The following is a 22,778-nucleotide window of genomic DNA, read 5'->3' as shown; positions in this document are numbered from 1 at the left end:
TTTATTCTTCCGAAATTAGGATCCTTTGCCAAGAGCATGTCGCTCAAAACAAATTTATCCGGGAGGATTCTATGAAAAAAATCGTGTCAGCATTGTTAGTAACAATCTCGCTTTTAAGTTTGCAGTCATTCGCTTACGAAGACGTAGCGCAAATCAATACAAGTCAAGGTATCAAGTTTGTGCCTCTTCATTCGAATTGCAATGATTCACCGATGCCTACGAATAGCATGGAACCAGTGGCCTGCAATCCCTTCAATGAGGGGTGCCCACCTGATACGGAGCCTGTTGCGAAATACTGCTGGGGCGGCTGGGGCACAGGCTTTTATCGCTGTGGATTTGCCTGCAATAAGATTATCCGTCACGACCACTAATATTTAATTTGGGATGGCAGCGAGAAGTTGGCGGTCATGTGTAATGGCTTCTCGTTGCCGCTCATTTTGAGATTCGACTTACAAAAGATTTTTTAAGCAGCCCGTTCAATTCTTGATTGTCTATAGTTTCTCTGAATTTGCCGTCAATACGTCGAAGTCCGGCGATCTTCAAAAAAACGGGAAAATACTTTCCTTCTATATTTACCAGAGAAATATTTCGAGAGTTTGCGATGTCGTCGCAATTGCAATCGGTGATCATTTGAAATCCACTTGCAGAAATCTTATAAATCTGACCGAGGATAATGCCTTGATCAAATTCAATGGCGGCTTCCAACCTTACGGACTGAGCCTGATCATTCTTCTTTAAGACATTTAAAAGACGAGAAAAGAAATTAGAGTCCACAAGAGCCTCGCGGTGTTTTCTATATATCGGACCAAAATCAAAAACACTTGCCTCATCTTTTCGAATTTCCTGTTGCTCGTGAAAGATAGCTAAATTCCATGACATCGCTATTGCGATATGGCGAAGGAAAAGGCATAGCGTGTTGCTGTTGCTCACGTAAAGCAACGATGTAAATAAAATATTTAATACTATGCAATTTTGTTTCTGTTGATGTAACAAGGGTCGGCTCTGATTCTTATTTTTTATCTGACGAAAAATATTTTGGCATTTAGGTTGCAAACGGTGAAACGTGTTCAATTAATCGAAAAGAGAGAATAAATGTGACCGTGTGGCTTTGTCATTGAATCGCTGGTCTCTTGATGGTCAAAAAAATGGCTATTGCCAATTGAAAAGAGTTAGGTAGTTTTTGCACAACGTATTTGAAGGAGTAGGGATAAAGGGTTTGTATTTTGAGCGACACGACTCGCATATTTATTTTTATATCAAAGGAGTTTCTATGAAAAAAATGAAAGTTATCTTGGTTAGTATTATAAGTATCTGCGGAAGTTTGAGCATGGCTGCATCCGCACCATTTGGGTCAGCGATTCAAGTGCCAGACGGATCATGTATTGCTTCTATTGGTAAAGCCAGTTGTTTTGAGGAAGACAACGCATCAGCCGCTTGTGTGGCAAACATCTTGGTTCGAAATGAACAGGGAGCTGTGTCGCAAGTGGATTTGGGCTTGCAAGTAGGCGTAACCTTTTCGCCAACTGAGCCAAAAAATCCATTCCGTGAAACGACGACGGCAGGAGTTATCGGCGCGACTCTGGAGTGGCCTCTCGCTGTTGTTGCCTATATCGGCGAAGAAGCCACGAAGCATCTTGTATTAAAAAACAAAGTCGAAAAAGCATATCAGCAATTGCTCTCTTCAGATGAAGTCGCGCAATTAAAGTGTCGCTAGAACTTAGATACGACTCGCTAGGCGCTCCCTTTTAAGGGGGTGCCCTTTTAAACAAAGTATTTATTAAAAATTCTTTGTGCAATTTCGTAAGTGTCTGGATGCGGAGGATTCTCCCAGCATATTGCACTTTTCTTTGTTCTTTTTGATATGGAATTTAAATAATGACTCTTCGCTAATATGGACGGGGCAGTATCCCCAAGATTCAACGTCGCCTATTAAAAATGCCGGGCGCTGATCATAATCTCCGCCAAATTGCCCCCAGCATTCGCATTCAACTTTGCAAATATCAGGAGCCGTTGCTCTTAGGTCTGTAGCCAGAACCACAGTGGTTTCAAAGAATATTGCTAAACAGATAAGTAATTTCATTTTTAACTCCTTGAAGGACGTGCTAACTGAAAGTAAGTGTTGGGTCAATATCCGGGGGTTAAAGACGCTGCTTCGAAATATACGAGCAACAATTTATTTAAAAGCTGAAACTCTTTAGAGTAGAGTTTCAGCTAGTTAAATAAAATTAATATGGAATCATCGTGCACTGATTTACGATGGTACCTTGCGCATCAGTTTCCACAACAAGGACTCCGAAACCCGTTCTTTCAATTGTTTGAGTACCAGTTAGTTCAACTGGATCGGCGTTAAAGCGAGCTTGAGAAACTGTAAGTACAAAGTTTCCGTTATTATAGCCTGCTTTGTACTCGCGGAATCCTTCACCTAAATTGTGAAGTCGGCTGATTCCGATAGGATAAGATTCAATCGTTGTGAGGGCGGGACTCTTCAAATTCATTTCGCTCGGGATATCGATCACGAATGACGTAGCAGAAGCATTGATGCGCACGATGCTAGAAGCGAAATTGCCGTTGATCATTTTGCAATCGGAACGGTAAATTCCGGTGAGAACAGTCTCAGCAGAATTATTTTCCGGCAACGTCACTCTGTGCCCGCGGTTTACACATCTTGGTAAACCTTTGCCTGTACAAGGCATCACTCCTCCTGGCCCTTTGGCAAAAGTTGGCGCAATAAAAACAAATGAAAGAGTTAAGGTTACGATTCCAGTTAATTGAAGTAGTTTCATACGGACTCCTTGGTTAAGTAGTTGCGCCAACTATAGGAAGATTTATTCATTAAATAAAATGATTTGATTTCATCGTTTTAGTTGAATAGTTTTCACGCATGAAACTAGATCAACTTACTTATTTTTTAGAAACAGCGAAAACGCAACACATCGGAAAAGCATCTCGAAGACTAAACGTAAGCCCCAGCGCTATCAGCCACAGCATTGCGGCTCTGGAAGAGGAACTTGGACAAGTTCTCTTTGAAAAAGTAGGGAAGTCTATTAGCTTATCTGCAACGGGCAGAAGTTTCGCGGAAAAAATTGAGCTTCATCTCACTGCGCTGTCGCGAGCGAAAGAAGAATGTCAGTCTGAAAATGTGGAACTCGAGGGTGTTTTTAGAATGGCAGCGACTCACGGATTAGCAAAAACTTTTCTTGTTCCGATGCTAACGGAACTTGCTGAGGAACATCCAAAACTTGTATTTGAATATTACAGTTTGCGCTCTGCCCAAGTCATCGAAAATGTAGCACGCGGTGATCTAGATTTTGGGATCTGTTTCGCACCAACGGCGTCTCCATCTCTGGTCATCTATCCTCTTCGTAAAGAAAATCTGATTATTGTCGTTAAAAAAAATCATCCGTTAACCAAGCTGAAGGGCAATGAGCTTGTTCAGTCTTTGGTGAAGTATCCTCAAGCCTCTCCGAAAGCCTTTGTCGGGATCGAAGTTTGCGAAGAACATCCTGCCTTGGTTCGGCTGGGCATTCCCTTAAAACCAACGTTCATTTATGATTCTTATGAAGTAGCGTGCGAAGCTATTTCTCAAGGTCTTTATTGGAGCTTAGTTCCGCAGTTGTACCTTGAAAAAGAAAATTTGGAGGAATTAGAGATTCCCGGATTTGAGGCGCGCACGCAGGTTTGCGCAATCACGCCGAAAGGCCGACCTCTTCCCAAAGCGCTTCAAAGATTTACTGCGACTCGGTGATTTGACATGCGAGCTTACACAACTAAATCAATGACGGCTCTAAATCCGTGGCTGGCTGCCATGGCTTGAACCAGAGTTCTGAGAGAAAGAATATTTTTTCCGGCTGAACCGATAATTCTTCCACGATGTTCGGGAAGCATATCTAGTTTATAGATGGTGGTTTTTTCACCTTTATAATAAGTCACATTCAGAAAATTACCATTTAACGAATGGTCGACAGCTGTCACCTCTTTCATAACAATGAGAATAATAGCAGCGATTCTTTTGCGAACCTCATCTTGGGTTACTGTTGTATCTTCTAAGGTTAACGCCTCACTCGAATTATTCATTGAACTCTTCCTCCTGATGTTTTTCTTCTCGGATGGAATCCGTTGCGACGTGATGGGAACGCAACGGATTATGTGAGTTCTACTTTAAGCTGTAATGTTTGATAATAGTATTTGCTCCTTTTGTATTGGGAGCATCTGCATTTACAAGAGCTAACGTTGAGTTATTAAGAAGTGATTCTGCGATCTCTCCGCCGACCACGATAATCCGATTTTGTGAACCTTTAAGGTTCTGGATTTGGGCAAAGTTGCACAAAATCAATGTTGTATTGTTAATATGGATGGACTCTGCAACAGCGGCATTTCCAGAAGCTCTGATGAGAACGTAGGAGCCAAACGTTCCTTGAAGAGCCGTTACTCGGTGGACGTCGACTTTAACGCTTTCGTGATTAAACTTGAGGTCTAAGTCATTTACTTGTTCTGCTAATGGCTCGGATGCCTGACAAGCTTTCACGGCTTCAGCGATTTCTGGATCTTCAATGTCCTCCGAAGCAGAAGGGTCGTTGGGTTGTGAAACGACTTCTGTACCTTCTGTGGGGCTACTTCCTCCGTTCCCACCGTTGTTCCCACCACTATTACTTCCGTTGTTCGGCGTTTCCTTTACGGGAGTTTCCGTTTCAACGGCGGGCTCTTCAGCACCGACGACAGGGTCAGCAACTTCAATCCCTTCAAGTGTCAATTTTTGATCGTCCACGGCGATTCCGTTCGTTCCCAGTTTGGAACAGTTCTGAAAGCCAAAAAGGAGTACAGGTGCAAAAATCGCTACAATGATATGTGTCTTATTGATCTTCATCTTTTCCCCCAAGCAACATGAAAAGGTAGAGTGCAAAAACGGTGCTTCACTAACTTTTATATTTAAAGCGTATCTAATACATTTGAATCGTCAGTTTATTAATTTCGTTTAGTAGCTTAACATCGATAAATTTGTTTTAAGGTGTTGCTCCTAAAAAATGTAAGTCAGGGCTGCATCAAGACTTTGGCTGATCTGAATTTTTTTATCAAAATCAGACTCGCTAGGCGTTGGCGCACTTGATCCCAAATCTGCGGAAGCAGGATCCAGGGCTTGATATATTAAGAGGCGGTAGGACAGACCGATGCCGATATGTTTTTTTATAAAGACTTTGTGACTGATACCAAATGAAGTCCACGGTAAATTCTGAGACCCCATTTTGTGAACTCCGATATCTGTTTCAGTGGAAAGAACGGTGGGTACAACGGTGTCTTTGGTGAGGCTCATTTTTCCGTATAAAAAGGACCAGCGATAAGATGCAGTCATTATTGTCGAGGGTGTAGGGGCTTTTTTGAAATCAAGATGAGCTGACGTATTCTGAAACTGTTCAGAGTAAGAGCTAATTCCTTTAGTTCGGTCCGCATATTTAATTCCCCAAGCAGAATCTTCGTTATAATAATAAAAAAGCTGTAGGCCCCAGAGAGTGCTATTGAAAAACATTTCATCTATTACAGAGCCTGTCATAACGCCTATTTCAAGACGCCCCGAAAACGGAATAGAGCGATTTTTAACGGCCATATTACTATCTAAAATAGGAATAACGGATTCTGCTGGAAGTTCGTCTGCTTCGATTTGGATAACTTCCGCCTGAGAAGTGAAAGTTGTAAGAAGGATGGAAAGAAGAATAAATCTTTTAGTTCCCTTTAAAATCATTGATTCCTGCTTCCATTTCATTGACGAAGTTTTCTCTCACGCGAATCAGTTTCTTGTAGTTGAAATCGGTCTTGGTGTTGAAGTTGCTCATATCAGGTTTTTCGGTAGAGCCCGTTACGAGTTCATCTTCAAAATTGAGTTTCACCCTGCGACTTTTTTTATTTGTTTCAGAGACAGGCTCTTTCTTCGTTTGGCTCCAGACGTCTAAAGAAAAGGTCAATATAAAAATCAGGATAAAACTATTCTTCCACACAGCGATTTACTCCTAAATATTGATAGTTGCCGATTTCGTCGCGCCAGTATTCTCCTTCAAAAGGCCAATAGCGATAACCGTTTTTTACATAGAAGTCCCGCGTCTCACTCGCGTTGATTTGAGACGAGGAGTTGTTGACTCGTCTGATATACTCTTTGCGGGCGGCCTGTTTCTTCCCATTCAAAACCTCATAGCGCAACAGTCCGATGTCACCAGTAAATAACGCCAGTTCCTGTTCTTTATTGTAAAGCGCATAGCGAAGTGATTCCCCAGCGCTCTTTGAGCCGTTCGCCAGACGCGAGTCCAAGATTTTGAGGGCGTACTTGCGGAGCGTAGTATCCTCAGGACGATTAAAAATTTTTATAACACGGTTTTTTTCCTCTTGGATTCGCTCAATGTAATCCAGCTTGTTTTTAAGTGGCGGCACATCTAAAAGAGATCTTACGATAAAAAACGGCAGACGTCCTTTATAGTTCGGACGTTTTCCACTTTTAATGTCTTTCAAATACTTTTGTGCCTCCTCGATTTGAGAAAAATAAAACTGAGGCGTCTCGGTAGACTTATTCAGATCAGAAAGAGTTGAGAAGGCCGAGGTGTAGTTTTTTTGAAAGTTTTCGAGAGCTTTCTCGGCTTCATCATTTTGGCAGACGAAGATAAGAATAATAGTCCGCAGAATCAGGGACTCGGGATCATAAAAGTTTTCGTAAAATGGCGTGTGTAGAGTTTGTACCGTGCTCATCGCACTCCGAAATTTCCCTGCGCGAAATAGAGACCAAGTCAATTCCATCTGAGATTCACGATAAAGAGGGTGATCTTTGGGGATTTCTCGGTACAACGCCTGGGCATCATTCCAACGCTTTGCTTGATAATAGGCACGCGCTAGAGCGACAGCGGCGCGGCCTCTTTGTGTATCTGTGATTGGGCTCTGATAATATTTGTTGTAGAGTTTTTCCAGATAGGGCAATGCCTGAGCTGTTCGATTTTGTTTCAAGTGAATAAGTGCGGCAGTATATAAAGCTTCATCACTATCGGACTTAAGTTGCAAAGCCTGCTGAATAAAATTGAGCGCTTCGTCAAATTTACCTTCGCGTATGAGAGCTTGAGCCATACGTTTTAAGTAAAGATCCTTGGCAATTTCATTCAGATTCTGCGAATCAAGTTTTTTCAGCGTGAAGTCCAGGAGACTCGTGTCATTAAGGCGTTCTGAAATTTCTACTAGGTTTTCAAAGGCGGTTTGGGCAGGCTTTGGAGGCGCATTCTGTGCTACAACAATAAAAGGAAAAGCGGCGGTCTGATAAAGCTTCAGTTTAAAAAGAGATTGAGCCAGATAGAATCGAGCTTTCATTTTTTCCTCCGCGGTGCTTTGCGAAGAAAAAATAACTTTATAAAATTGATTGGCGGCTTTTCGGTAATCCTGATTTTTGTTTTGCGATTGAGCCCAAGCCGGGATGCTACCCAAAAGAATAAGTGAAATAATGATATTTTTTTTCATCGGTAGATTGGCTCCGGGAAGAAGTGTCCATAGCTGATTGTCAAAAAGAGAGAGTTCGATGCTTGTTCTTCACCAAGATAATTGTGGGCATTGTAAAATGCCCAGTTGAGATCTATTCGTAAGGCAGAAGATCTCGAAAGAGAAAAGATATCTCCGATACCAACTTGAAAGCTGGTTGTTTCTTCATCATCATGAGTGCGAACTTTACCGAGACCGACGGTTTGATAAACTTCAAAAGGAATGATGCGATAATTAAGAAGGGCGGTCTTGCCATAGATAGAGTTAAAGTACAGGTTGAGCCCATAAAAAGCGGAAAGGGACACTAGATTTTTTACTGAAAGCTTCTGAACGGATTCGAGCTTGTTCACTTCATCACGGGCTTGTGAAGTGAAAAGGTATCCGAATGCTTCTACCCCCCAGGTTTCCGTGAAGTGATAGCTTGCTTTTAGATTTAAGCCGATTGTGCGATAAAAAACGTCCGAGGGAAGAAGAGTAAATCCGGCGCCTAAATGAATCCTATTTGTTTTAGGCATATAGTTTTTTTGAATTGTCGCAAGATCTAAAAAAAAACTTTCGGATTGAACCGAAGTGTACTCAGCCTTCTGTGTCTTTTGCTTAGGCTCGAAGGATTTGGATGGCGCACTTTTGAATTCGTTGGCTTTTGTTTCTAAAAGCTTCTCAACGAAATCGATGTCTTTTTGTTCAGACTCTGCTGCGTTCTGCGCCATAGATTTTGTTGGAAGTAGGAACAAAACCGCGGAAAGAAATATCTGAATACGAAGTAAGTTCATAGACACAACTTCAACAATTTGTATTTTGTTTGGCAACACTGCCAGAGTCTGGGAATCGTCATATCGTTGCTTGCAATGGCCATAAATAAAGCAAGCAACGTCATTGATTCTTTTAGTCATGTCCAAGTTTTTATCAGCCATAAACAATGCCTATAAAATTTCAGCGAGATGCACTGTTGCTTTTAAATTTTTCGACTGAGTTTTAATCAATGCGATGTTTTGGATTTAATCATAGAGCAGCTGACTTGGAACTTTCTTTGCTTATTTGGATATGTATCAAAAAAGGGCGGGGTTATGACTAAGTTGTTTCTGTTAACGGTAGGTTTATTTATTGTGGAAAATTCGTTTGCCAAGAGTTCACAAGAGCGATTTACGGGGTCGGTTGACGTCATCCGAACGGAATCATTTTCCCATGCTAAATCGGAAACCATCTATGAGTTCCACGGTGAGCGTCGAGGAAAATCTCCCAGAAAATATCGACTCAAATTAAAAGGTGTCATTCCGGAAGACTTAAAAACGGGAAGTCAGGTTGAAGTTGTAGGCTCAGCTGATGGGAGTGTACTGAACGGATCATTGGCATTTCTCGCGTCCGACTCCACGACGTCGTCTTCTTCTACAGGGACGGTTGCTACCGGTATTCAAAATGCGATCGTGATCATGCTCAATTTTCCGGATTCACCTCAAAGGTGTTCAAAGTCTCAAGTTGAAAATTTGATGTTCAATAGCAGATCCTCCGTAAACAAATTCTATCAAGAAAATTCATTCGGAAAGGTGAGCGTTCAAGGAGTCGTGACTGATGCTATAACGATCAATGCTCCTAGTTATTGTGATCTGGATGCGATTTCCTCCAGCGCTGATGCTATGGCTTCACGAGCCGGTTACAATTTAAACCTTTACCAGCGCCGAATGTATGTGCTTCCGCCAAACTCCTTGAGATGCTTGTGGACTGGCGTCGCCTACATGGGTGGGGATAAATCGTTCATCAACAACGAGGGATGTGATATGACGATGGTTTATGCTCATGAACTTGGACATAATCTTGGAATGGATCACGCCTCAAGAGGTTCAATTGAATATGGTGACCTCTCTGATGTCATGGCCAATCCTTCGACTCCGTTTCACTATAATTCCTTTCACAAAATTGCCATGGGCTGGATTCCGTCATCCAGAATCGCTATTATGAGTGATCTTCCTGGCAGTGTTGCAGACTACAAACTGGCACACATAGAGCAAGACATTAATGATCTTCAAACCGTAAAGGTTCCCATTTCAGGGACTGTGGATTCCTATTTTATTTCATATCGTCGCGGTCTCGGTTTTGACTCCGTCTTAGGTGAGGAGTATCTAGACAGCGTAAGCATTCATAAAGCCGGGTTAGGTACCAAATCTGATCTCCTTGGAACTGTCAAAGTTGGAGAGACATGGTATAATTCAAGTGGCACTTTAAAAGTTCAATTGGTGTCGCGTGATTCCACTTATGCAAATATCCATGTGGAAGCGATTCTGCCAGATGTGACGGCTCCTTCGGTACCGAGGAATTTGCAGGCATCTATGAAAACAGTCACGTCTGGTAAGGGGCGCCGAGCGGTTACCAGAACCGGAGTTCATTTATCGTGGACTGCTTCAACGGACGATCAAGTGGTCCAACGTTATATTATTGAGCGTAATGGAATCACTCATACAATACTGCCTGCGACAAATGCTGAGTTTGATGATTTCGAGGTGGAGCACGGAGTGAGTTATACATACCGAATTCAAGCGGTGGATGTGGCGGGCAATATCTCTGAGTATAGTTTACCCTTGACGATCACTCCATGAATCGATTTATCGATTGCCCAAAAAGTACTGTTCTTCATTGTCAATTTGAACGATGGCTCGAATTCCTTGATTCGCAGCCATCGCCGTGACCAATGTTCTTAATGAGTTGATGGTTTTTCCTCCGGACCCAAGAATACGACCGAAATCGGGTTGGATGGTTTTAATTAAATAGATTGTCGTTCGTTCACCAGTTTGAATTTCCGCACGTGTATCATCAGGAGAAGCAACAAGCGTTTTGAGTGCCGCATTGACAATATCCAGAATTTTTTTTCTGACAATATCTTGTGATTGATCCAAACGTAAGATGGCCGCGTTTGATTCTGGCGGAAGAGGATCGATTTCTCTTTTAGCCTGTCTGCGAATTACTTCTGGAACTTTCATCGTCATTTGAAACTCTCTCCTCTTTGAAGAGTAACGCGAAATATTCTTAATGTTGTAGCATAAAAAGAAAATAGCGTTGCTGTAAGGAACTTGCTCGCAACATGCTTAATTGAGCTGAATTATTCACGGAACCACTACTGGATAGAATGCCAAGCAAAGATTGTAAAGGTGGCTGTGCTTGGTTCTCTTTGCGGAAATCTTATGAATTTTAGAATAGGTGTGTTTCAGTATCATCTTAATTTTTTCAATATCTTTGATGGAGATGGGAATAGAAAGCATGTCTGTCTCTCGTAACTCGGGAGGGAAGAGATCGATTGCTTCTTGTGCTTTTTTTAAGAATTCTTTTTGCAGCATCTTGCGTTTTTCGCTGGGAAAATCATAAGGAACAGCCGAAAAAGCTTTGTAAGCAACGGCAAAATTCTCATCGAGAACGGAAATGGCTCCGAGCTTTGTCAGAAGATCAATGATATTGGTCGCTTCATCGAGTGAAATACGAAGAGCGGAAGCAAGAGCTGGCACCTGATGTGTCTTCTTGAATTGTTGAAGGTTTAGCGCTTCCAAGGCATGAATATGGTGAATGTCCATATGGTCTTCAAACTCATGGATTGGAAAGACTTTCTTGTGAGGAACGAACATTTTCTTCTTATTCATCTTTCGGCGGTTTTCAAGCTCCCGGAGGATTAGCGACTGAACTTCCAACGGAGTTTCGAGTTTTTTTAGAATCGAGATTGCGGTTATATCCTTTGCAATCCGCCTGTCTTGCATAAGCCGAAGCAAGGCACCGGCTTCCATTTCGAGACTTTTTGCAAAAGCTCTGATACTGTAACGTTGATTTCTGTTTTTTCTTTTTTCAAACTCATTATGAAGTAATGTCGATAAGTTCATGATCTTACTGTGTCCTTAATGCTGTGAGACTTTTTAAGTGTGTCGTTGCATTCATCAATTCGGCTTAAAGGGACTAAACCGATGCAAAGTCCGTAGACTTCTGTGCGCGGAGCAATGTCTAAGAGTTCTCCCATCTCGATGAGAAAAGCCTGGATTTTTTCTTTGGCCTTAGGAATTTTGTCCGGGCGTACTGACAAAGTGATGGAATTCACGTCACTCATTCCTTTAGGAAGGTTGCCGATTCTTTCTGCAACTTGCATGAACATCTGTCGATGATGCTCTCGCATTGACAAGCTGGGCGTCGTTGTTGCGGCGACTAGGCAATCGGATGAAATTTTATAGGTGCCTTGATCGTCGGAAATAATTCCCAGTTTTTTTAGGTTCTGCAGGCTATCGTGGACTATGGAAATATCCAGGTGCAATCGATGGGCGATCCACTGAGGGTCAGGTCTGAAGTCATCTGTTCCGATAAGGGCGAGAATTGAAAAGTTATGCCAATTTTTAATTTGTTCAAATGTTGAATCGGCAAGAATGTTTTCGCGGAAAAGTTCCCCATTGCGCGCTTTAATATCTTTTGCGACACATTCGCGAAGTTCGGCTGCAATGGTATTGTCATTGATGTTTTCAATAATTTGTTCGATTGCGGCTGCAGTAATCTGGCGGCTTCCAGAAAAATACTCAGAAAGTCTTCCGATAGAGACACCAAGCTTGTTGGCAAAAGCTCGTAATGAAAATGACGGATTTTTAGAGCGAATACTGCTGTGCCATTTACGAAGATAGTCCACGGTGTAGTTCATTACTGTTTTCTCAATTTCTATTTTCCTGATTTATCGTTATGTGCAGCATAGGAATCCGTAAGAATTATTGTCAAAAGTGGACTATAGGCTTCCTCACAATATCGCTCCTGGTGCAATGGGAGCGAGAGTCCCCCGAAAAGGTGGTAACGCTCTTCATGCACGTCTCACTAGCTGACGTGCTCCCGCAATATTGGGAGCATAATAAAAAATACTCCCATCGGATTACTAGGTCTTAACTTAAGACGAGTGATCCCACAGACATGGATTCAGATATCACTGACGATTCCTTTTGCATTTATTCTCACAAACCGAAAGAGAATGTATGAAAACTCACAAACGGTTCGTAACTACCAGCAGTTTAATAATGTTTCTTTTTCTTCCCCTGATTTCGTGGGGTGCTCCGACGGCTCTCACGTATCAAGGTAGGATTCTTAAAACAGATGGCACTCCGTTAGAGTACAGCAGCGTCAGCTTTATTTTTCAGATCACGAATCCGGCGGGTTCGTGTGTGATTTATCAAGAACAAGTTTCTGGCTACAATATGGTGAATTCGGGTGGGGTGTTTGATGTGGCGATTGGAAATGGCACGATTCAATATCCTCTGGGTGGATCTTTTTCCGTTTTGGATTCTTTTAATAATGATAGAACGTACACTTGCGGAGCTTGCTCTGTTGTTGGCAGTACCTATACTTGCGCAGATACTTCTGCGAATTATCCACCTGCTGCAGGTGATGGCCGCCGTTTAAGAGTGCAATTCTATGATGGCAGTGGTTGGAGAACAATTTCCCCAGACAACGTGATTCGTTCTGTTCCGTTCGCAGGATATTCTTTGTCTGCTCAAAAACTGGGAAATAATTTACCAACGGATTTCGTTTTAAAAACAAATATTCCTAGTTGTGCCGCAGGACAAGTATTGTCGACGGTGAGTGGAAACCTCACGTGCGTGACAGGTTCAACAGTGAGCGGTGTCGTAAATTCTGTTGCAGGAAGCGGTCCCGTTACTGTTTCGGGCACAAACAATGTGACTGTAGGTGTAACAACGGGAACAACAGCGGGCACTCTCGCTGCCGGTGATGACCCTCGTTTTGGAAACGCGCGTATTCCGACGGGAAATGCGGGTGGTGATCTTACGGGAACTTATCCAAATCCAACGATTGCAGACGGTGCAGTGACAACAGCCAAGCTTTTCGCAAATCCTGGCGTGAATCGTTTGGTTTCAACGGATTCAACGACGGGTGCAACATTAACTCATTTGGACTGTGCTGCCGGAGAACTTCTTACTTGGACTGTGGCAACGGGTTGGAAATGTACATCTCCAAGTACTTTGACAGTGGGTTCTGCGACTAATGCGCTTCCTCTTGCCGGTGGAACGATGAGTGGTGCTATTGATATGAATAGCAATAACTTGACGAACATCGGTTATATGACGATGTCGGCAAATAAATCTTTGCACTTATCAAACAATGCCGCTGATCCAACGGGATTGACGGCGGCGGATACGGGTAAGGTTTGGTATAACTCCACAACAAATCAAATTAAATATTGGAATGGAACGTCTGCCGTTGTTGTCGGCGTTGCAGGGACTGGTGTCCAAAGTATCAATGGTGATACGACAAATTCTCAAAATCTTGCTCCACTTTCTTCTGCAAATTCTTATGGATTCACGACAGCAGGTGGCACACATACATTAAGCATTCCTTCAGCCTCTACAGGTGGAGTGACTGCGGGTACGATTTCAAATTCTGATTATACGAACTTTAATAATAAATTAGGAACAGCTTCAACATTCAGTGGTGACGTCAGTGGTACATCCAGCACGATAAGTGTAGATAAGATCAAAGGTAAAGCCGTTGCTCCTGGTGCATACGCTTCAGGTCAAGTTTTTCGTTATGACAGTGCCGCTGGGAATTGGGTCAACACTTTGCTTAATTTCTCTGACCTTACAGGGAAGCCGACAACTCTCGTAGGTTACGGTATCACGGATGCACAAAGCTCGACATTAGCTGATGGTAAGATCCTCGTGGGGGACGCTTCTAATACGGCAGCTCCTGTGACAATGTCAGGTGATGCAACGTTGAGCAACTCAGGCGTATTGAGTCTTAAAGCCACAGGCACTGCAGGATCTTATTATAAAGTGACGACGGATGCTCAAGGGCGTGTTGTATCAGGAAGTGCTTCTTTAACTTCCACTGATATCACAGGAAATATTCCTTGGTCGCAAATTTCAAGCACACCGACAACTTTAAGTGGCTACGGCATTTCTGACAGCCTTGTCGCAAATGGTGGCGGTGTTGGGAAGATCTCGTCTGGTGCAGATTCTGCGAAACCTGGGGTTCCGGCAACGGGTGATCTTTTCGTGGCAACTGATTCACAAAAAATCTATCGCTATAACGGTTCTTCATGGGACTTGATCAGTTCTGCCAGTGGTTCAGGCGGTACGATTACTGGTGTTACTGCAGGAACAGGTCTTAATGGTGGAGGAGCTTCTGGGTCTGTTACTTTGAACCTTGCAAACACGGCTGTGACTCCGGGGAGCTATGGTTCTACAACGGAAGTGCCAACGTTCACTGTAGATGCTCAAGGTCGTTTGACTGCAGCTGGTAACGTTACTATCACGGGCACGGCTCCTGGTGGTGCTGCTGGGGGAGATTTGAGCGGCAACTATCCTAATCCCACTGTCGCAAAGATCCAAGGTCGCAATGTCTCCAACGTGCTTCCAGTAGATGGTCAAGTGATGTTGTGGGATACAAACACCTGGAAGCCTGAGTACGTGCGCATGCAAGACATTCGCAATGCTTGGGGTGGAACGCAAATGATTCCGACTTCTCCTTGTGCTGCAAACGAAGCCATGGTGTGGTCTGTGATTACAGATAAGTTTCTTTGCCAGGCTATTGGTTCACTGAATGCTTCTGCAATTGCAAGTGGTGTTCTTGATGTCGCAAGATTAGGTTCCGGAACAGCGGATAGTACTAAGTATCTCAGCGGTGACGGAACTTGGAAAACTCTGAATACAGGTGTTACTTCTATCAATGGAGATACGACGGGTGCACAAAGTCTTGCTCCTGTTTCTTCTGCAACATCCTATGGTTTCACTTCGTCAGGTGGCACGCATACACTCAGCATCCCGTCAGCATCTACGGCTGGTGTGACTGCTGGTACGATTTCAAATACGGATTATTCGAATTTCAATAACAAACTTGGTGCCTCTTCCACATTCAGCGGTGACGTGAGTGGAACATCCAGCACAATGAGCGTAGACAAAATCAAAGGTAAGGCTGTCGTTCCTAGTGCCTATGCCACAGGCCAAGTTCTTCGTTATGACAGTGCCGCTGGAAATTGGGTCAACACTTTGCTTAATTTCTCTGATCTTACAGCGAAGCCGACAACTCTTGCGGGTTACGGTATCACGGATGCGCAAAGCTCGACATTAGCTGATGGTAAAATCCTCGTGGGTAACGCTTCTAATACAGCGACTCCTGTGACTATGTCAGGGGATGCAACGATTTCAAATACGGGCGCATTGACACTCGCAAATTCAGGAGTGACAGCAGGAACTTATTCAAAGGTCACTGTCGATGCCAAAGGTCGCGTCACTGTTGGTGCAAATATCGGTTCTGCAGATGTAGTGTCGGCATTGGGATACACACCGCTTAATAAAGCTGGCGACGTCATGACTGGAGCCATTGGTTTAGGTAATTACACAAATGCGACTGAAACAACTTTGACCTCTGGCTTCGGTGCTGCTGATAAAGGTAAAACGTGGTTTAACACGACAACAGGCCAAGTGAAATACTGGGATGGATCTGCCATCAAAGCTTTGGGTATTTCTGGCGCTGGTTTGACTTCTCTTGGTGGTCAAACGGGTTCAACACAATCATTTGCAGTGGGCACTGCGGGAACTGCTCCGGCATGGAACTCAGCATCTGACACTCACACATTGAATATTCCAATGGCGTCGACGGCCGGAACGACAGCGGGTCTTTTGAGTAAAGCGGATTACGATACATTTAATGCAAAACAAGCTGCAGGTAACTATGTCACGGCATTGACTGGTGACGTAACAGCAGCAGGTCCTGGTTCTGCAGCGGCAACAATCGCAGCGAATGCAGTAACGACAGGAAAAATCTTAGACGGAACTATTTTAGGTGCCGATCTCAATTACAGTGGAGTCAACACGGCAACGTCAGGCCTAGTTATAAAAGATAGCACAGGAAAGTTTTTTGATTTCGCTTGCGGAACGACTGGTAATGTAGCCACATGGACAGCAACAGGTTGGGCATGTCAGGCTCCGACACCATTGTTACCTTCGCTTGTGAATGGAAAAATTTGGATCGGTGATGGAACAAATGCAGCTGTGGCGCAAACCATGTCAGGTGATGCCGTTATCACTAACTTAGGTGCGGTGACGGTTAATAACGTTCGCGTGGACCGTGTTTCTTCAGCAGCGGGACAATATCTTTCTTATAAACCTAACAACGTGGCTTGTGCGAATAACGAAGTTTTAAAATGGAATGGCACGGGTTGGATCTGCGGAACTGACAATGCGGGAACTGGAACTGTGACTGGTGTGACAGCAACGGCACCTTTAGCGAGTTCAGGAGGCGCGGCTCCGGTAATTTCAATTTCAAATGGTACAACATCAGGACAAACACTCCGTTGGAATGGAACAAATTGGGTTGCAGCTCAACTTTCAAATTCAGATGTAACAGGTCTTGGAACTCTTGCTACTAAAAACTCTGTAGATCTTGGAACAGCGGATGCAACAGGGACACTGGCAGCAGCGCGTATGCCTGCATTAACGGGTGATGTAACTTCGACTGCGGGATCATTAACAACGACACTCGCGAACTCGGGAGTTACGGCGGGAACTTATTCAAAAGTCACTGTCGATGCTAAAGGCCGTGTGACTGTGGGTGCGAATATCAGTGCCGCCGATGTAACGACAGCATTGACTTACACGCCAGTGAACAAAGCTGGTGATGTGATGACAGGTTTGTTGGGTTTGAATAGTTTGGCGAGTGATCCAGCAGGTTTAACTGCTGCCGACAAAGGTAAAGTTTGGTATAACACGACATCAAATCAAATTAAATATTGGGATGGAGCTGTGAAAGCACTCGGTGTTTCTGGCGCAGGCTTAACATCTCTTGGTGGACAAACAGGTTCAACACAATCATTCGCGATTGGTACTGCTGGAGCAGCTCCAGCATGGTCTTCAGCCTCCGATACTCACACATTGAATATTCCAATGGCATCAGCGGCAGGAACGACGGCCGGTCTTTTAAGTAAAACAGATTACGACGCGTTTAATACGAAACAACCTGCAGGAAATTATGTCACGGCATTGACGGGTGATGTAACTGCGACGGGCCCTGGATCCGTTGCCGCAACGATTGCTGCGAATGCAGTAACAACTGGAAAGATTTTAGATGGAACTATTCTCGGTTCTGATTTGAATTTCACGGGTGTGAATACGGCGACAACTGGATTTGCCATGGTGGATAGCACGAATAAGTTTTATGAATTTGCTTGTTCAACAGTAGGACACGTTCCGACGTGGACAGCGGCCGGTTTCGCGTGTCAGGCGCAGACCGCACCGGGTGCGTTGCAAACTTCCGGTGGTACAATGACAGGCATGCTGACGTTAGCAACTGGCACAACGACACTTTCACCAATGAGAATTCCTGCAGGAACCTTGGTCACGACTCCAGTCAGTGGAAATATTGAAAGTAACGGAACAAATTTGTATTGGACAAATAGTACACCAGCAAGACAGAGAGTTGTAAGTTACCCTGACGCCAATGCGGCAAATGGCCAACTTCTTATTGGTAACGGAACTGGCTTCTCTTTAGCTAACATCACAGCAGGTTCCGGAATTACAGTGACGAACTCTGCTGGAGGAATCACGATTGCTGCTTCTGGTGGTGGCGGAACTGTGACGAGTGTGACAAGTGCGAATACAGATATTTCTGTTGCAACGACAACAACGACTCCAGTTTTGACATTAAACTCATCAGCTGTCGGTGGAAGTGCTACCTACGCTAGTAAAATTGCAAAACTTGATGCGGGTGGTTTGCTTGATACAACTATGCTTCCAAATCATGACGTCAGCAAATTAACAACAGGAGTTTTACCGATCGCTCGTGGTGGTACAAATAACGGATCTCTTGGCGTAACTGCTGGCGGTATCCTGTACATGGATGGTTCTAAAGCCATGACAACAGCAGCAGGAACTTCAGGACAAGCGTTGATTTCTGCAGGAGCTGGCGTACCAGCATTTGGAACATTGGGACTTGCAGGTGGCGGTACAGGAGCGACCACAGCGGTTGCCGCAAGATCAAATCTTGGTCTTGGTACTGCGGCAATTCAAAACACAGGTACAGTTTCAGGCAGTGTTCCTTTGGTTGGTGTGAGTGGTATAACGAACAACTCGATGTGTACTTCTGATGGAACGGGATCAATCATCTGTAACTCGGCGATACCATCGGGATCTCAATGGACGACTTCAGGAAGTAATATTTATTATAATGTGGCTGGCGGTAACGTCGGTATCGGGACGGCAACTCCGGGTGCTCTTTTACATCTTGAGAGAAGCAGCAACGGGATTGAAACGAGTTATATCTACAACCCAAGTACTGGAACCGCCGGAGTTGCGAGCTTGGGCGCAAGTTCCTCAGCTGCAAACATCAGCATTCAAGCATATAGCATTGGTTATACTGCTTCTGGGGCGGCAAAGACAGGTGGTACGGCTCTGACTTCAAGTTCCTCTGCAGGCCTTGCTGTGGTTTCGAACAACGCTTCAGGAAATTTGCGATTTTATACGGGCGGCAGTGCCGACGTAAATGAACGTATGCGAATTGATGCCGCTGGCAATGTCGGTATAGGGACGACTAGCCCAGGATCAAAACTCGCTGTAAATGGCGCAGTGACGACGGCGACCAATGTCGTCGCAACAGGTGGAGCAGTGGATCTATCTTTGAGTAACACACATCTATTGCAGTCAGTGGGTGGAACTACTATCGCATTGTCAAATATGGTGAACGGCGGGACATACACAATTATAGTTTCTGATACCACGGCACGAACTTATACTTTTACCGGTTGTAGTAATACTTATTTTAATCCGGCGAACGCAGCCACCACCAGTGGTACACAAACGATTTATGGGGTTTCTACAATTTATGTTGCCAGCACTTGGCGCTGTTATGTCACTTGGTCTTCAGGGTTTCAATAATAGTTGGGATTAAAAATGAAACGTTTTGCCGTTAAAACTATTTTTCTTTATTTAACAATAAGTTTTCAACCAGCATGGCCTATAACTAATCAGATCTTTAACCAGTTGTTGGCAGTCAATTCTTGTTCTGCAAATACATTAACTATCGCAAATCCTGCGATAATAAGTAATGAGGACAGTATTGCCGTAAATTTCACGGCACAGCTTTCATCTCCAGCCTGTAAAGATATGACGATTCTGTATTTGGTGGGAGGCTCCGCAGTGAGCGGTGTGCATTATAACTCTCTATCTAGCAGTTCCTTTGTGTTTCCCAAAGGCGCCACGTCGTTTAGTGTTAGTTACAATCTCCAGCAAAATGCAGTGGCTGAAGTAGAGAAATTTTTAAGAATAGCTTTAGAAGGAACGACGACGGCGAGTACCAACGTGTCATTAGGTGCAGCTAACGTGCAAACTCAAGCTATCATTGACGATGATACAACTCCTTATAAGACAGTGACGGCAGTTTCGGCTGGGACTATGCATGTCTGTGCTATTAATTCCGACGGAACATTATTTTGTTGGAATGAGAATGCTTCTGCTCAACTGGGAGATGGAACAACAAATTATAAAAGTACGCCAGTAGTGATTGACAGTGGGACCAGCTATTCCAGCGTTGCGGGAGGAAACTCTCATACCTGCGGAATCACGACAGGTGGTGTACTGAAATGTTGGGGTTCGAATGGTCAGGGTGAAATAGGAGATGGGACGACAACTCAAAGATATTTACCAGTAGTGGTTGATAGTGGGACCAGTTATTCCAGTGTGGCAGCAGGGCAACAATATGCTTGTGGAATTACGACGGCCGGAGTTCTGAAATGTTGGGGCGGAAATAGTCAGGGACGATTGGGGGATGGGACTACAATCGGTAAAACTTCACCAATAGTGATTGACAGTGGAGTAAGTTATTCTCGCGTCGATGTGGGAGCCTATCATACCTGCGGAATTACCACTACGGGAGTTTTGAAATGTTGGGGCGACAATGGTTTTGGTCAACTGGGAGACGGAACGACAGTTGATAAAACTTCACCTGTAGTGATTAATAGTGGGACAAAATATTCAGAAATCACTGTGGGGGATTCTACCACCTGTGGAATTACGACGGCGGGAGTTTTGAAGTGTTGGGGGTATAATTTCGATGGTCAAGTGGGAGATGGGACAACCATTAATAGAAGTTTGCCGGTAGTGGTTGATAGTGGGACTACTTATTCTCGCGTCAGCGAAAAGGTAAATGCCTGTGGAATTACGACGGGCGGAGTTCTGAAGTGCTGGGGAGGGAATTCGGGTGGTAGTTTGGGAGATGGGACGACAATTGCTAAGACTACACCCGTAGTGATTGAAAGTGGGACCAGTTATTCCAGCATCACGACAGGGGGTGGGTTTACCTGTGGAGTTACGACGGGCGGAATTCTAAAGTGTTGGGGTTCTAATTCCGGTAATTTAGGAGATGGAATGGCAAGGTTTAGATATTCACCAATAGTGATTGATGGTGGAGGTTATTCCGGCATCATCGCAGGAGGGGGCCATACCTGTGGAGTTACGACGACGGGAGTTTTAAAGTGCTGGGGTGCTAATAGTTCGGGTCAACTGGGAGATGGTATGGCAACTCAAAGATCTTCACCAGTAGTGATTGATAGTGGAACCACTTATTCCAGCATCTCCACTGGAGGAAGCCATACCTGTGGAATTACGACGGCGGGATTTTTGAAATGCTGGGGTCGCAATAATTATGGTCAAGTGGGAGATGGAACAACAACTAATCAAAATTTACCGGTAGTGATTGATGGTGGAACAAATTATTCTAGCATCTCCGCCGGAGGAAGCCATACCTGTGGAATTACGACGGCGGGAGTTTTAAAGTGCTGGGGTTATAATATTTATGGTCAAGTGGGAGATGGAACAACAACTGATAAAAATTTACCGGTAGTGATTGATGGTGGAACAAATTATTCTAGCATCTCCGCCGGAGGAAGCCATACCTGTGGAATTACGACGACAGGAGTTTTGAAATGCTGGGGTTACAATAATTATGGCCAATTAGGTGATGGAACAACAACTAATAAAAATTTACCAGTAGTGATTGATAGTGGAACCGTTTATTCCAGCATCGCCGGTTCCAGCAATGGCAGCGGTACAGGGGGACATACCTGCGGAATTACCACGGGTGGCGTCCTAAAGTGTTGGGGTAATAATAATTATGGCAGGTTAGGAGACGGCACCTCAACACAAAGAACTTTACCCGTAGTCATTGAAAGTGGAACTAGTTATTCCAGTATTACAGCAGGATTTGATCATACCTGCGGAATTACCACCGGAGGAGTTCTGAAATGTTGGGGCTATAATTTTTATGGTCCAATAGGCGACGGAACTTCAGTTAGTAAAAGTTTACCGGTAGTCATTGATAGTGGGACCGGCTATTCTGGTATCTCCGGAGGAAGCAGTTATACCTGTGGAATTACGATGGGAGGAGTTCTGAAGTGCTGGGGCGATACTACTAACGGTCGCCTAGGAAGTATGGATTCTATGAACGCTCTTTTTCCTCAATACGTTCCCCGGGTAAGACAACCTTAAAGAACAAAGGCACCCACCAGAATAAAGCCCCCGAGCGGGGGCTACTTGCAGATCCCAAAGTAAGGACTGACAAACTCATAACCCATTGAAGGTGTTCTGATACGAACTCTATAGTCATTGCCCAAAGGCATAGTTTTCGGAATCATCTCTGAAATACGGCTTAAAACAAGTTGAGCATTCCAGCTATTTTCAACGACCGTCTTATAAACAGTTTCGCCTTTTAGAATTTCAATCGTGCCGGGAAGTCGAAGAGTCGCAAACTCTCCAGCCGCTGACCATTGCATATAAATAAGAGGGTTTTTCCCTGATCTTTTAAAACATTTCCCTGCGGTCGGTGAAATCCAACTCACAGTGGGAACGGGCGGAGCTACAATAGAAAAGGCGCCGCTTTGAGAAAGAACTGACGAATCATTTAAATTCACAACTTTGATTTGATAATCGGCACCAGGTTCTTGCCACGCTGGAATAACCCAGTGTGCCGTCATGGAACCACCTAACGATATATAAGTCGATTGAACACGGCTGACCATTTGACTGCCTTTGTACATGTCGAAGGCAATAGGTGTGTTCGTGAAATTACTCCAGCTATAGAGAATATATGTCGTCTCCCAGGATGAACCAGAGGTGGAAGGGTTGGTTCCAGCCATGATGGTTTCGCCACCTATTGGGTAATTTAAAGAAAGAGTTTGAGCGTGCACCAAATTTCCGAAGAAAAGCGCAGCAACAAAAAGAGAATGAGTTAATTTAGACTGTGTCATCTTGAATACCCCCACTGAACATTCAAGCATG

Annotated in this window: 19 protein-coding genes; 6 read left to right on the top strand and 13 right to left on the bottom strand. The window is 44.1% G+C overall.

Annotation, left to right across the window (positions count from 1 at the left end; all coding sequences use genetic code 11):
* Positions 1 to 71 precede the first annotated feature (71 nt).
* The gene (locus ACLSSO_RS11255; RefSeq protein WP_413942847.1) at positions 72 to 371 is read left to right on the top strand and encodes a hypothetical protein; all 300 of its coding nucleotides are present in this window, start codon (positions 72 to 74) and stop codon (positions 369 to 371) included.
* Between the two features lie 61 nt (positions 372 to 432).
* On the opposite strand, the gene ACLSSO_RS11250 is transcribed toward ACLSSO_RS11255, so the two are convergent.
* The gene (locus ACLSSO_RS11250) at positions 433 to 993 is read right to left on the bottom strand and encodes a hypothetical protein (RefSeq protein ID WP_413942846.1); all 561 of its coding nucleotides are present in this window, start codon (positions 991 to 993) and stop codon (positions 433 to 435) included.
* A gap of 277 nt (positions 994 to 1,270) precedes the next feature.
* On the opposite strand from ACLSSO_RS11250, the gene ACLSSO_RS11245 reads away from it, so the two are divergent.
* Positions 1,271 to 1,714: a hypothetical protein gene (locus ACLSSO_RS11245; RefSeq protein WP_413942845.1), complete on the top strand. Its 444-nt coding sequence runs from the start codon at positions 1,271 to 1,273 to the stop codon at positions 1,712 to 1,714.
* 63 nt (positions 1,715 to 1,777) lie between these two features.
* Here the strand turns inward: ACLSSO_RS11245 and ACLSSO_RS11240 are convergent, their stop codons facing one another.
* Positions 1,778 to 2,080, bottom strand: coding sequence for a hypothetical protein (locus tag ACLSSO_RS11240; RefSeq protein ID WP_413942844.1), 303 nt, complete (start codon positions 2,078 to 2,080; stop codon positions 1,778 to 1,780).
* Positions 2,081 to 2,225: 145 nt separating this feature from the next.
* Positions 2,226 to 2,783 carry a hypothetical protein gene (locus ACLSSO_RS11235; protein ID WP_413942843.1) on the bottom strand — a complete coding sequence of 186 codons (558 nt, stop codon included), beginning with the start codon at positions 2,781 to 2,783 and terminating at the stop codon, positions 2,226 to 2,228.
* A 98-nt stretch (positions 2,784 to 2,881) separates the two neighbouring features.
* Here ACLSSO_RS11235 and ACLSSO_RS11230 point away from each other — a divergent pair, with 98 nt between their 5' ends.
* Positions 2,882 to 3,745, top strand: a complete 864-nt coding sequence (locus ACLSSO_RS11230) for a LysR family transcriptional regulator (protein WP_413942842.1) — start codon at positions 2,882 to 2,884, stop codon at positions 3,743 to 3,745.
* Positions 3,746 to 3,759: 14 nt separating this feature from the next.
* Here the strand turns inward: ACLSSO_RS11230 and ACLSSO_RS11225 are convergent, their stop codons facing one another.
* The 6 genes from ACLSSO_RS11225 to ACLSSO_RS11200 form a co-directional block, all read right to left on the bottom strand.
* Positions 3,760 to 4,074 (bottom strand): KH domain-containing protein, encoded by a 315-nt coding sequence (locus tag ACLSSO_RS11225; RefSeq protein ID WP_413942841.1) that lies wholly within the window; start codon positions 4,072 to 4,074, stop codon positions 3,760 to 3,762.
* A gap of 79 nt (positions 4,075 to 4,153) precedes the next feature.
* The gene (locus ACLSSO_RS11220; protein WP_295905609.1) at positions 4,154 to 4,864 is read right to left on the bottom strand and encodes a hypothetical protein; all 711 of its coding nucleotides are present in this window, start codon (positions 4,862 to 4,864) and stop codon (positions 4,154 to 4,156) included.
* 150 nt (positions 4,865 to 5,014) lie between these two features.
* Positions 5,015 to 5,734, bottom strand: a complete 720-nt coding sequence (locus tag ACLSSO_RS11215; RefSeq protein WP_295905607.1) for an outer membrane beta-barrel domain-containing protein — start codon at positions 5,732 to 5,734, stop codon at positions 5,015 to 5,017.
* Positions 5,715 to 5,879 carry a hypothetical protein gene (locus ACLSSO_RS11210; protein ID WP_295905605.1) on the bottom strand — a complete coding sequence of 55 codons (165 nt, stop codon included), beginning with the start codon at positions 5,877 to 5,879 and terminating at the stop codon, positions 5,715 to 5,717. The genes ACLSSO_RS11215 and ACLSSO_RS11210 overlap by 20 nt, the downstream gene beginning before the upstream one ends.
* Before the next feature lie 94 nt (positions 5,880 to 5,973).
* The gene (locus ACLSSO_RS11205) at positions 5,974 to 7,479 is read right to left on the bottom strand and encodes a tetratricopeptide repeat protein (protein ID WP_413942840.1); all 1,506 of its coding nucleotides are present in this window, start codon (positions 7,477 to 7,479) and stop codon (positions 5,974 to 5,976) included.
* Positions 7,476 to 8,270 carry an outer membrane beta-barrel domain-containing protein gene (locus ACLSSO_RS11200; RefSeq protein WP_413942839.1) on the bottom strand — a complete coding sequence of 265 codons (795 nt, stop codon included), beginning with the start codon at positions 8,268 to 8,270 and terminating at the stop codon, positions 7,476 to 7,478. The genes ACLSSO_RS11205 and ACLSSO_RS11200 overlap by 4 nt, the downstream gene beginning before the upstream one ends.
* 294 nt (positions 8,271 to 8,564) lie before the next feature.
* Here ACLSSO_RS11200 and ACLSSO_RS11195 point away from each other — a divergent pair, with 294 nt between their 5' ends.
* Positions 8,565 to 10,088 (top strand): hypothetical protein, encoded by a 1,524-nt coding sequence (locus tag ACLSSO_RS11195; protein WP_413942838.1) that lies wholly within the window; start codon positions 8,565 to 8,567, stop codon positions 10,086 to 10,088.
* Between the two features lie 6 nt (positions 10,089 to 10,094).
* On the opposite strand, the gene ACLSSO_RS11190 is transcribed toward ACLSSO_RS11195, so the two are convergent.
* The 3 genes from ACLSSO_RS11190 to ACLSSO_RS11180 form a co-directional block, all read right to left on the bottom strand.
* Positions 10,095 to 10,475, bottom strand: a complete 381-nt coding sequence (locus ACLSSO_RS11190; protein WP_413942837.1) for a KH domain-containing protein — start codon at positions 10,473 to 10,475, stop codon at positions 10,095 to 10,097.
* Positions 10,476 to 10,592: 117 nt separating this feature from the next.
* Entirely contained in the window at positions 10,593 to 11,354 is a 762-nt protein-coding gene (locus ACLSSO_RS11185) for a DUF4423 domain-containing protein (protein ID WP_295905597.1), read from the bottom strand.
* Entirely contained in the window at positions 11,351 to 12,151 is an 801-nt protein-coding gene (locus ACLSSO_RS11180; RefSeq protein WP_413942836.1) for a TIGR02147 family protein, read from the bottom strand. The genes ACLSSO_RS11185 and ACLSSO_RS11180 overlap by 4 nt, the downstream gene beginning before the upstream one ends.
* A gap of 364 nt (positions 12,152 to 12,515) precedes the next feature.
* Here ACLSSO_RS11180 and ACLSSO_RS11175 point away from each other — a divergent pair, with 364 nt between their 5' ends.
* Together ACLSSO_RS11175 and ACLSSO_RS11170 are read left to right on the top strand one after the other, a co-directional pair.
* The gene (locus tag ACLSSO_RS11175) at positions 12,516 to 19,382 is read left to right on the top strand and encodes a hypothetical protein (RefSeq protein ID WP_413942835.1); all 6,867 of its coding nucleotides are present in this window, start codon (positions 12,516 to 12,518) and stop codon (positions 19,380 to 19,382) included.
* Positions 19,383 to 19,397: 15 nt separating this feature from the next.
* On the top strand, positions 19,398 to 21,989 hold the full coding sequence (locus ACLSSO_RS11170; RefSeq protein ID WP_413942834.1) for an RCC1 domain-containing protein: 2,592 nt from the start codon (positions 19,398 to 19,400) through the stop codon (positions 21,987 to 21,989).
* Between the two features lie 41 nt (positions 21,990 to 22,030).
* Here the strand turns inward: ACLSSO_RS11170 and ACLSSO_RS11165 are convergent, their stop codons facing one another.
* Positions 22,031 to 22,747: a hypothetical protein gene (locus ACLSSO_RS11165; RefSeq protein WP_413942833.1), complete on the bottom strand. Its 717-nt coding sequence runs from the start codon at positions 22,745 to 22,747 to the stop codon at positions 22,031 to 22,033.
* Between the last annotated feature and the right edge of the window lie 31 nt (positions 22,748 to 22,778).

Origin of the sequence: Bdellovibrio sp. HCB-162 (assembly GCF_047344985.1) — a bacterium.
Classification (GTDB): domain Bacteria; phylum Bdellovibrionota; class Bdellovibrionia; order Bdellovibrionales; family Bdellovibrionaceae; genus Bdellovibrio.
Note: the sequence above shows the minus strand (reverse complement) of the source record. Positions and strands in the feature narration are given on the sequence as shown.

Excerpts from the sequence above, each read along its gene's own strand:
- ACLSSO_RS11180 (WP_413942836.1), bottom strand. The coding sequence starts at position 12,151 with ATGAACTACACCGTGGACTATCTTCGTAAATGGCACAGCAGTATTCGC.
- ACLSSO_RS11190 (WP_413942837.1), bottom strand. The coding sequence starts at position 10,475 with ATGACGATGAAAGTTCCAGAAGTAATTCGCAGACAGGCTAAAAGAGAA.
- ACLSSO_RS11220 (WP_295905609.1), bottom strand. The coding sequence starts at position 4,864 with ATGAAGATCAATAAGACACATATCATTGTAGCGATTTTTGCACCTGTA.
- ACLSSO_RS11165 (WP_413942833.1), bottom strand. The coding sequence starts at position 22,747 with ATGACACAGTCTAAATTAACTCATTCTCTTTTTGTTGCTGCGCTTTTC.
- ACLSSO_RS11195 (WP_413942838.1), top strand. The coding sequence starts at position 8,565 with ATGACTAAGTTGTTTCTGTTAACGGTAGGTTTATTTATTGTGGAAAAT.
- ACLSSO_RS11185 (WP_295905597.1), bottom strand. The coding sequence starts at position 11,354 with ATGAACTTATCGACATTACTTCATAATGAGTTTGAAAAAAGAAAAAAC.
- ACLSSO_RS11170 (WP_413942834.1), top strand. The coding sequence starts at position 19,398 with ATGAAACGTTTTGCCGTTAAAACTATTTTTCTTTATTTAACAATAAGT.
- ACLSSO_RS11255 (WP_413942847.1), top strand. The coding sequence starts at position 72 with ATGAAAAAAATCGTGTCAGCATTGTTAGTAACAATCTCGCTTTTAAGT.
- ACLSSO_RS11225 (WP_413942841.1), bottom strand. The coding sequence starts at position 4,074 with ATGAATAATTCGAGTGAGGCGTTAACCTTAGAAGATACAACAGTAACC.
- ACLSSO_RS11200 (WP_413942839.1), bottom strand. The coding sequence starts at position 8,270 with ATGAACTTACTTCGTATTCAGATATTTCTTTCCGCGGTTTTGTTCCTA.
- ACLSSO_RS11205 (WP_413942840.1), bottom strand. The coding sequence starts at position 7,479 with ATGAAAAAAAATATCATTATTTCACTTATTCTTTTGGGTAGCATCCCG.
- ACLSSO_RS11245 (WP_413942845.1), top strand. The coding sequence starts at position 1,271 with ATGAAAAAAATGAAAGTTATCTTGGTTAGTATTATAAGTATCTGCGGA.
- ACLSSO_RS11230 (WP_413942842.1), top strand. The coding sequence starts at position 2,882 with ATGAAACTAGATCAACTTACTTATTTTTTAGAAACAGCGAAAACGCAA.
- ACLSSO_RS11215 (WP_295905607.1), bottom strand. The coding sequence starts at position 5,734 with ATGATTTTAAAGGGAACTAAAAGATTTATTCTTCTTTCCATCCTTCTT.
- ACLSSO_RS11175 (WP_413942835.1), top strand. The coding sequence starts at position 12,516 with ATGTTTCTTTTTCTTCCCCTGATTTCGTGGGGTGCTCCGACGGCTCTC.
- ACLSSO_RS11235 (WP_413942843.1), bottom strand. The coding sequence starts at position 2,783 with ATGAAACTACTTCAATTAACTGGAATCGTAACCTTAACTCTTTCATTT.
- ACLSSO_RS11240 (WP_413942844.1), bottom strand. The coding sequence starts at position 2,080 with ATGAAATTACTTATCTGTTTAGCAATATTCTTTGAAACCACTGTGGTT.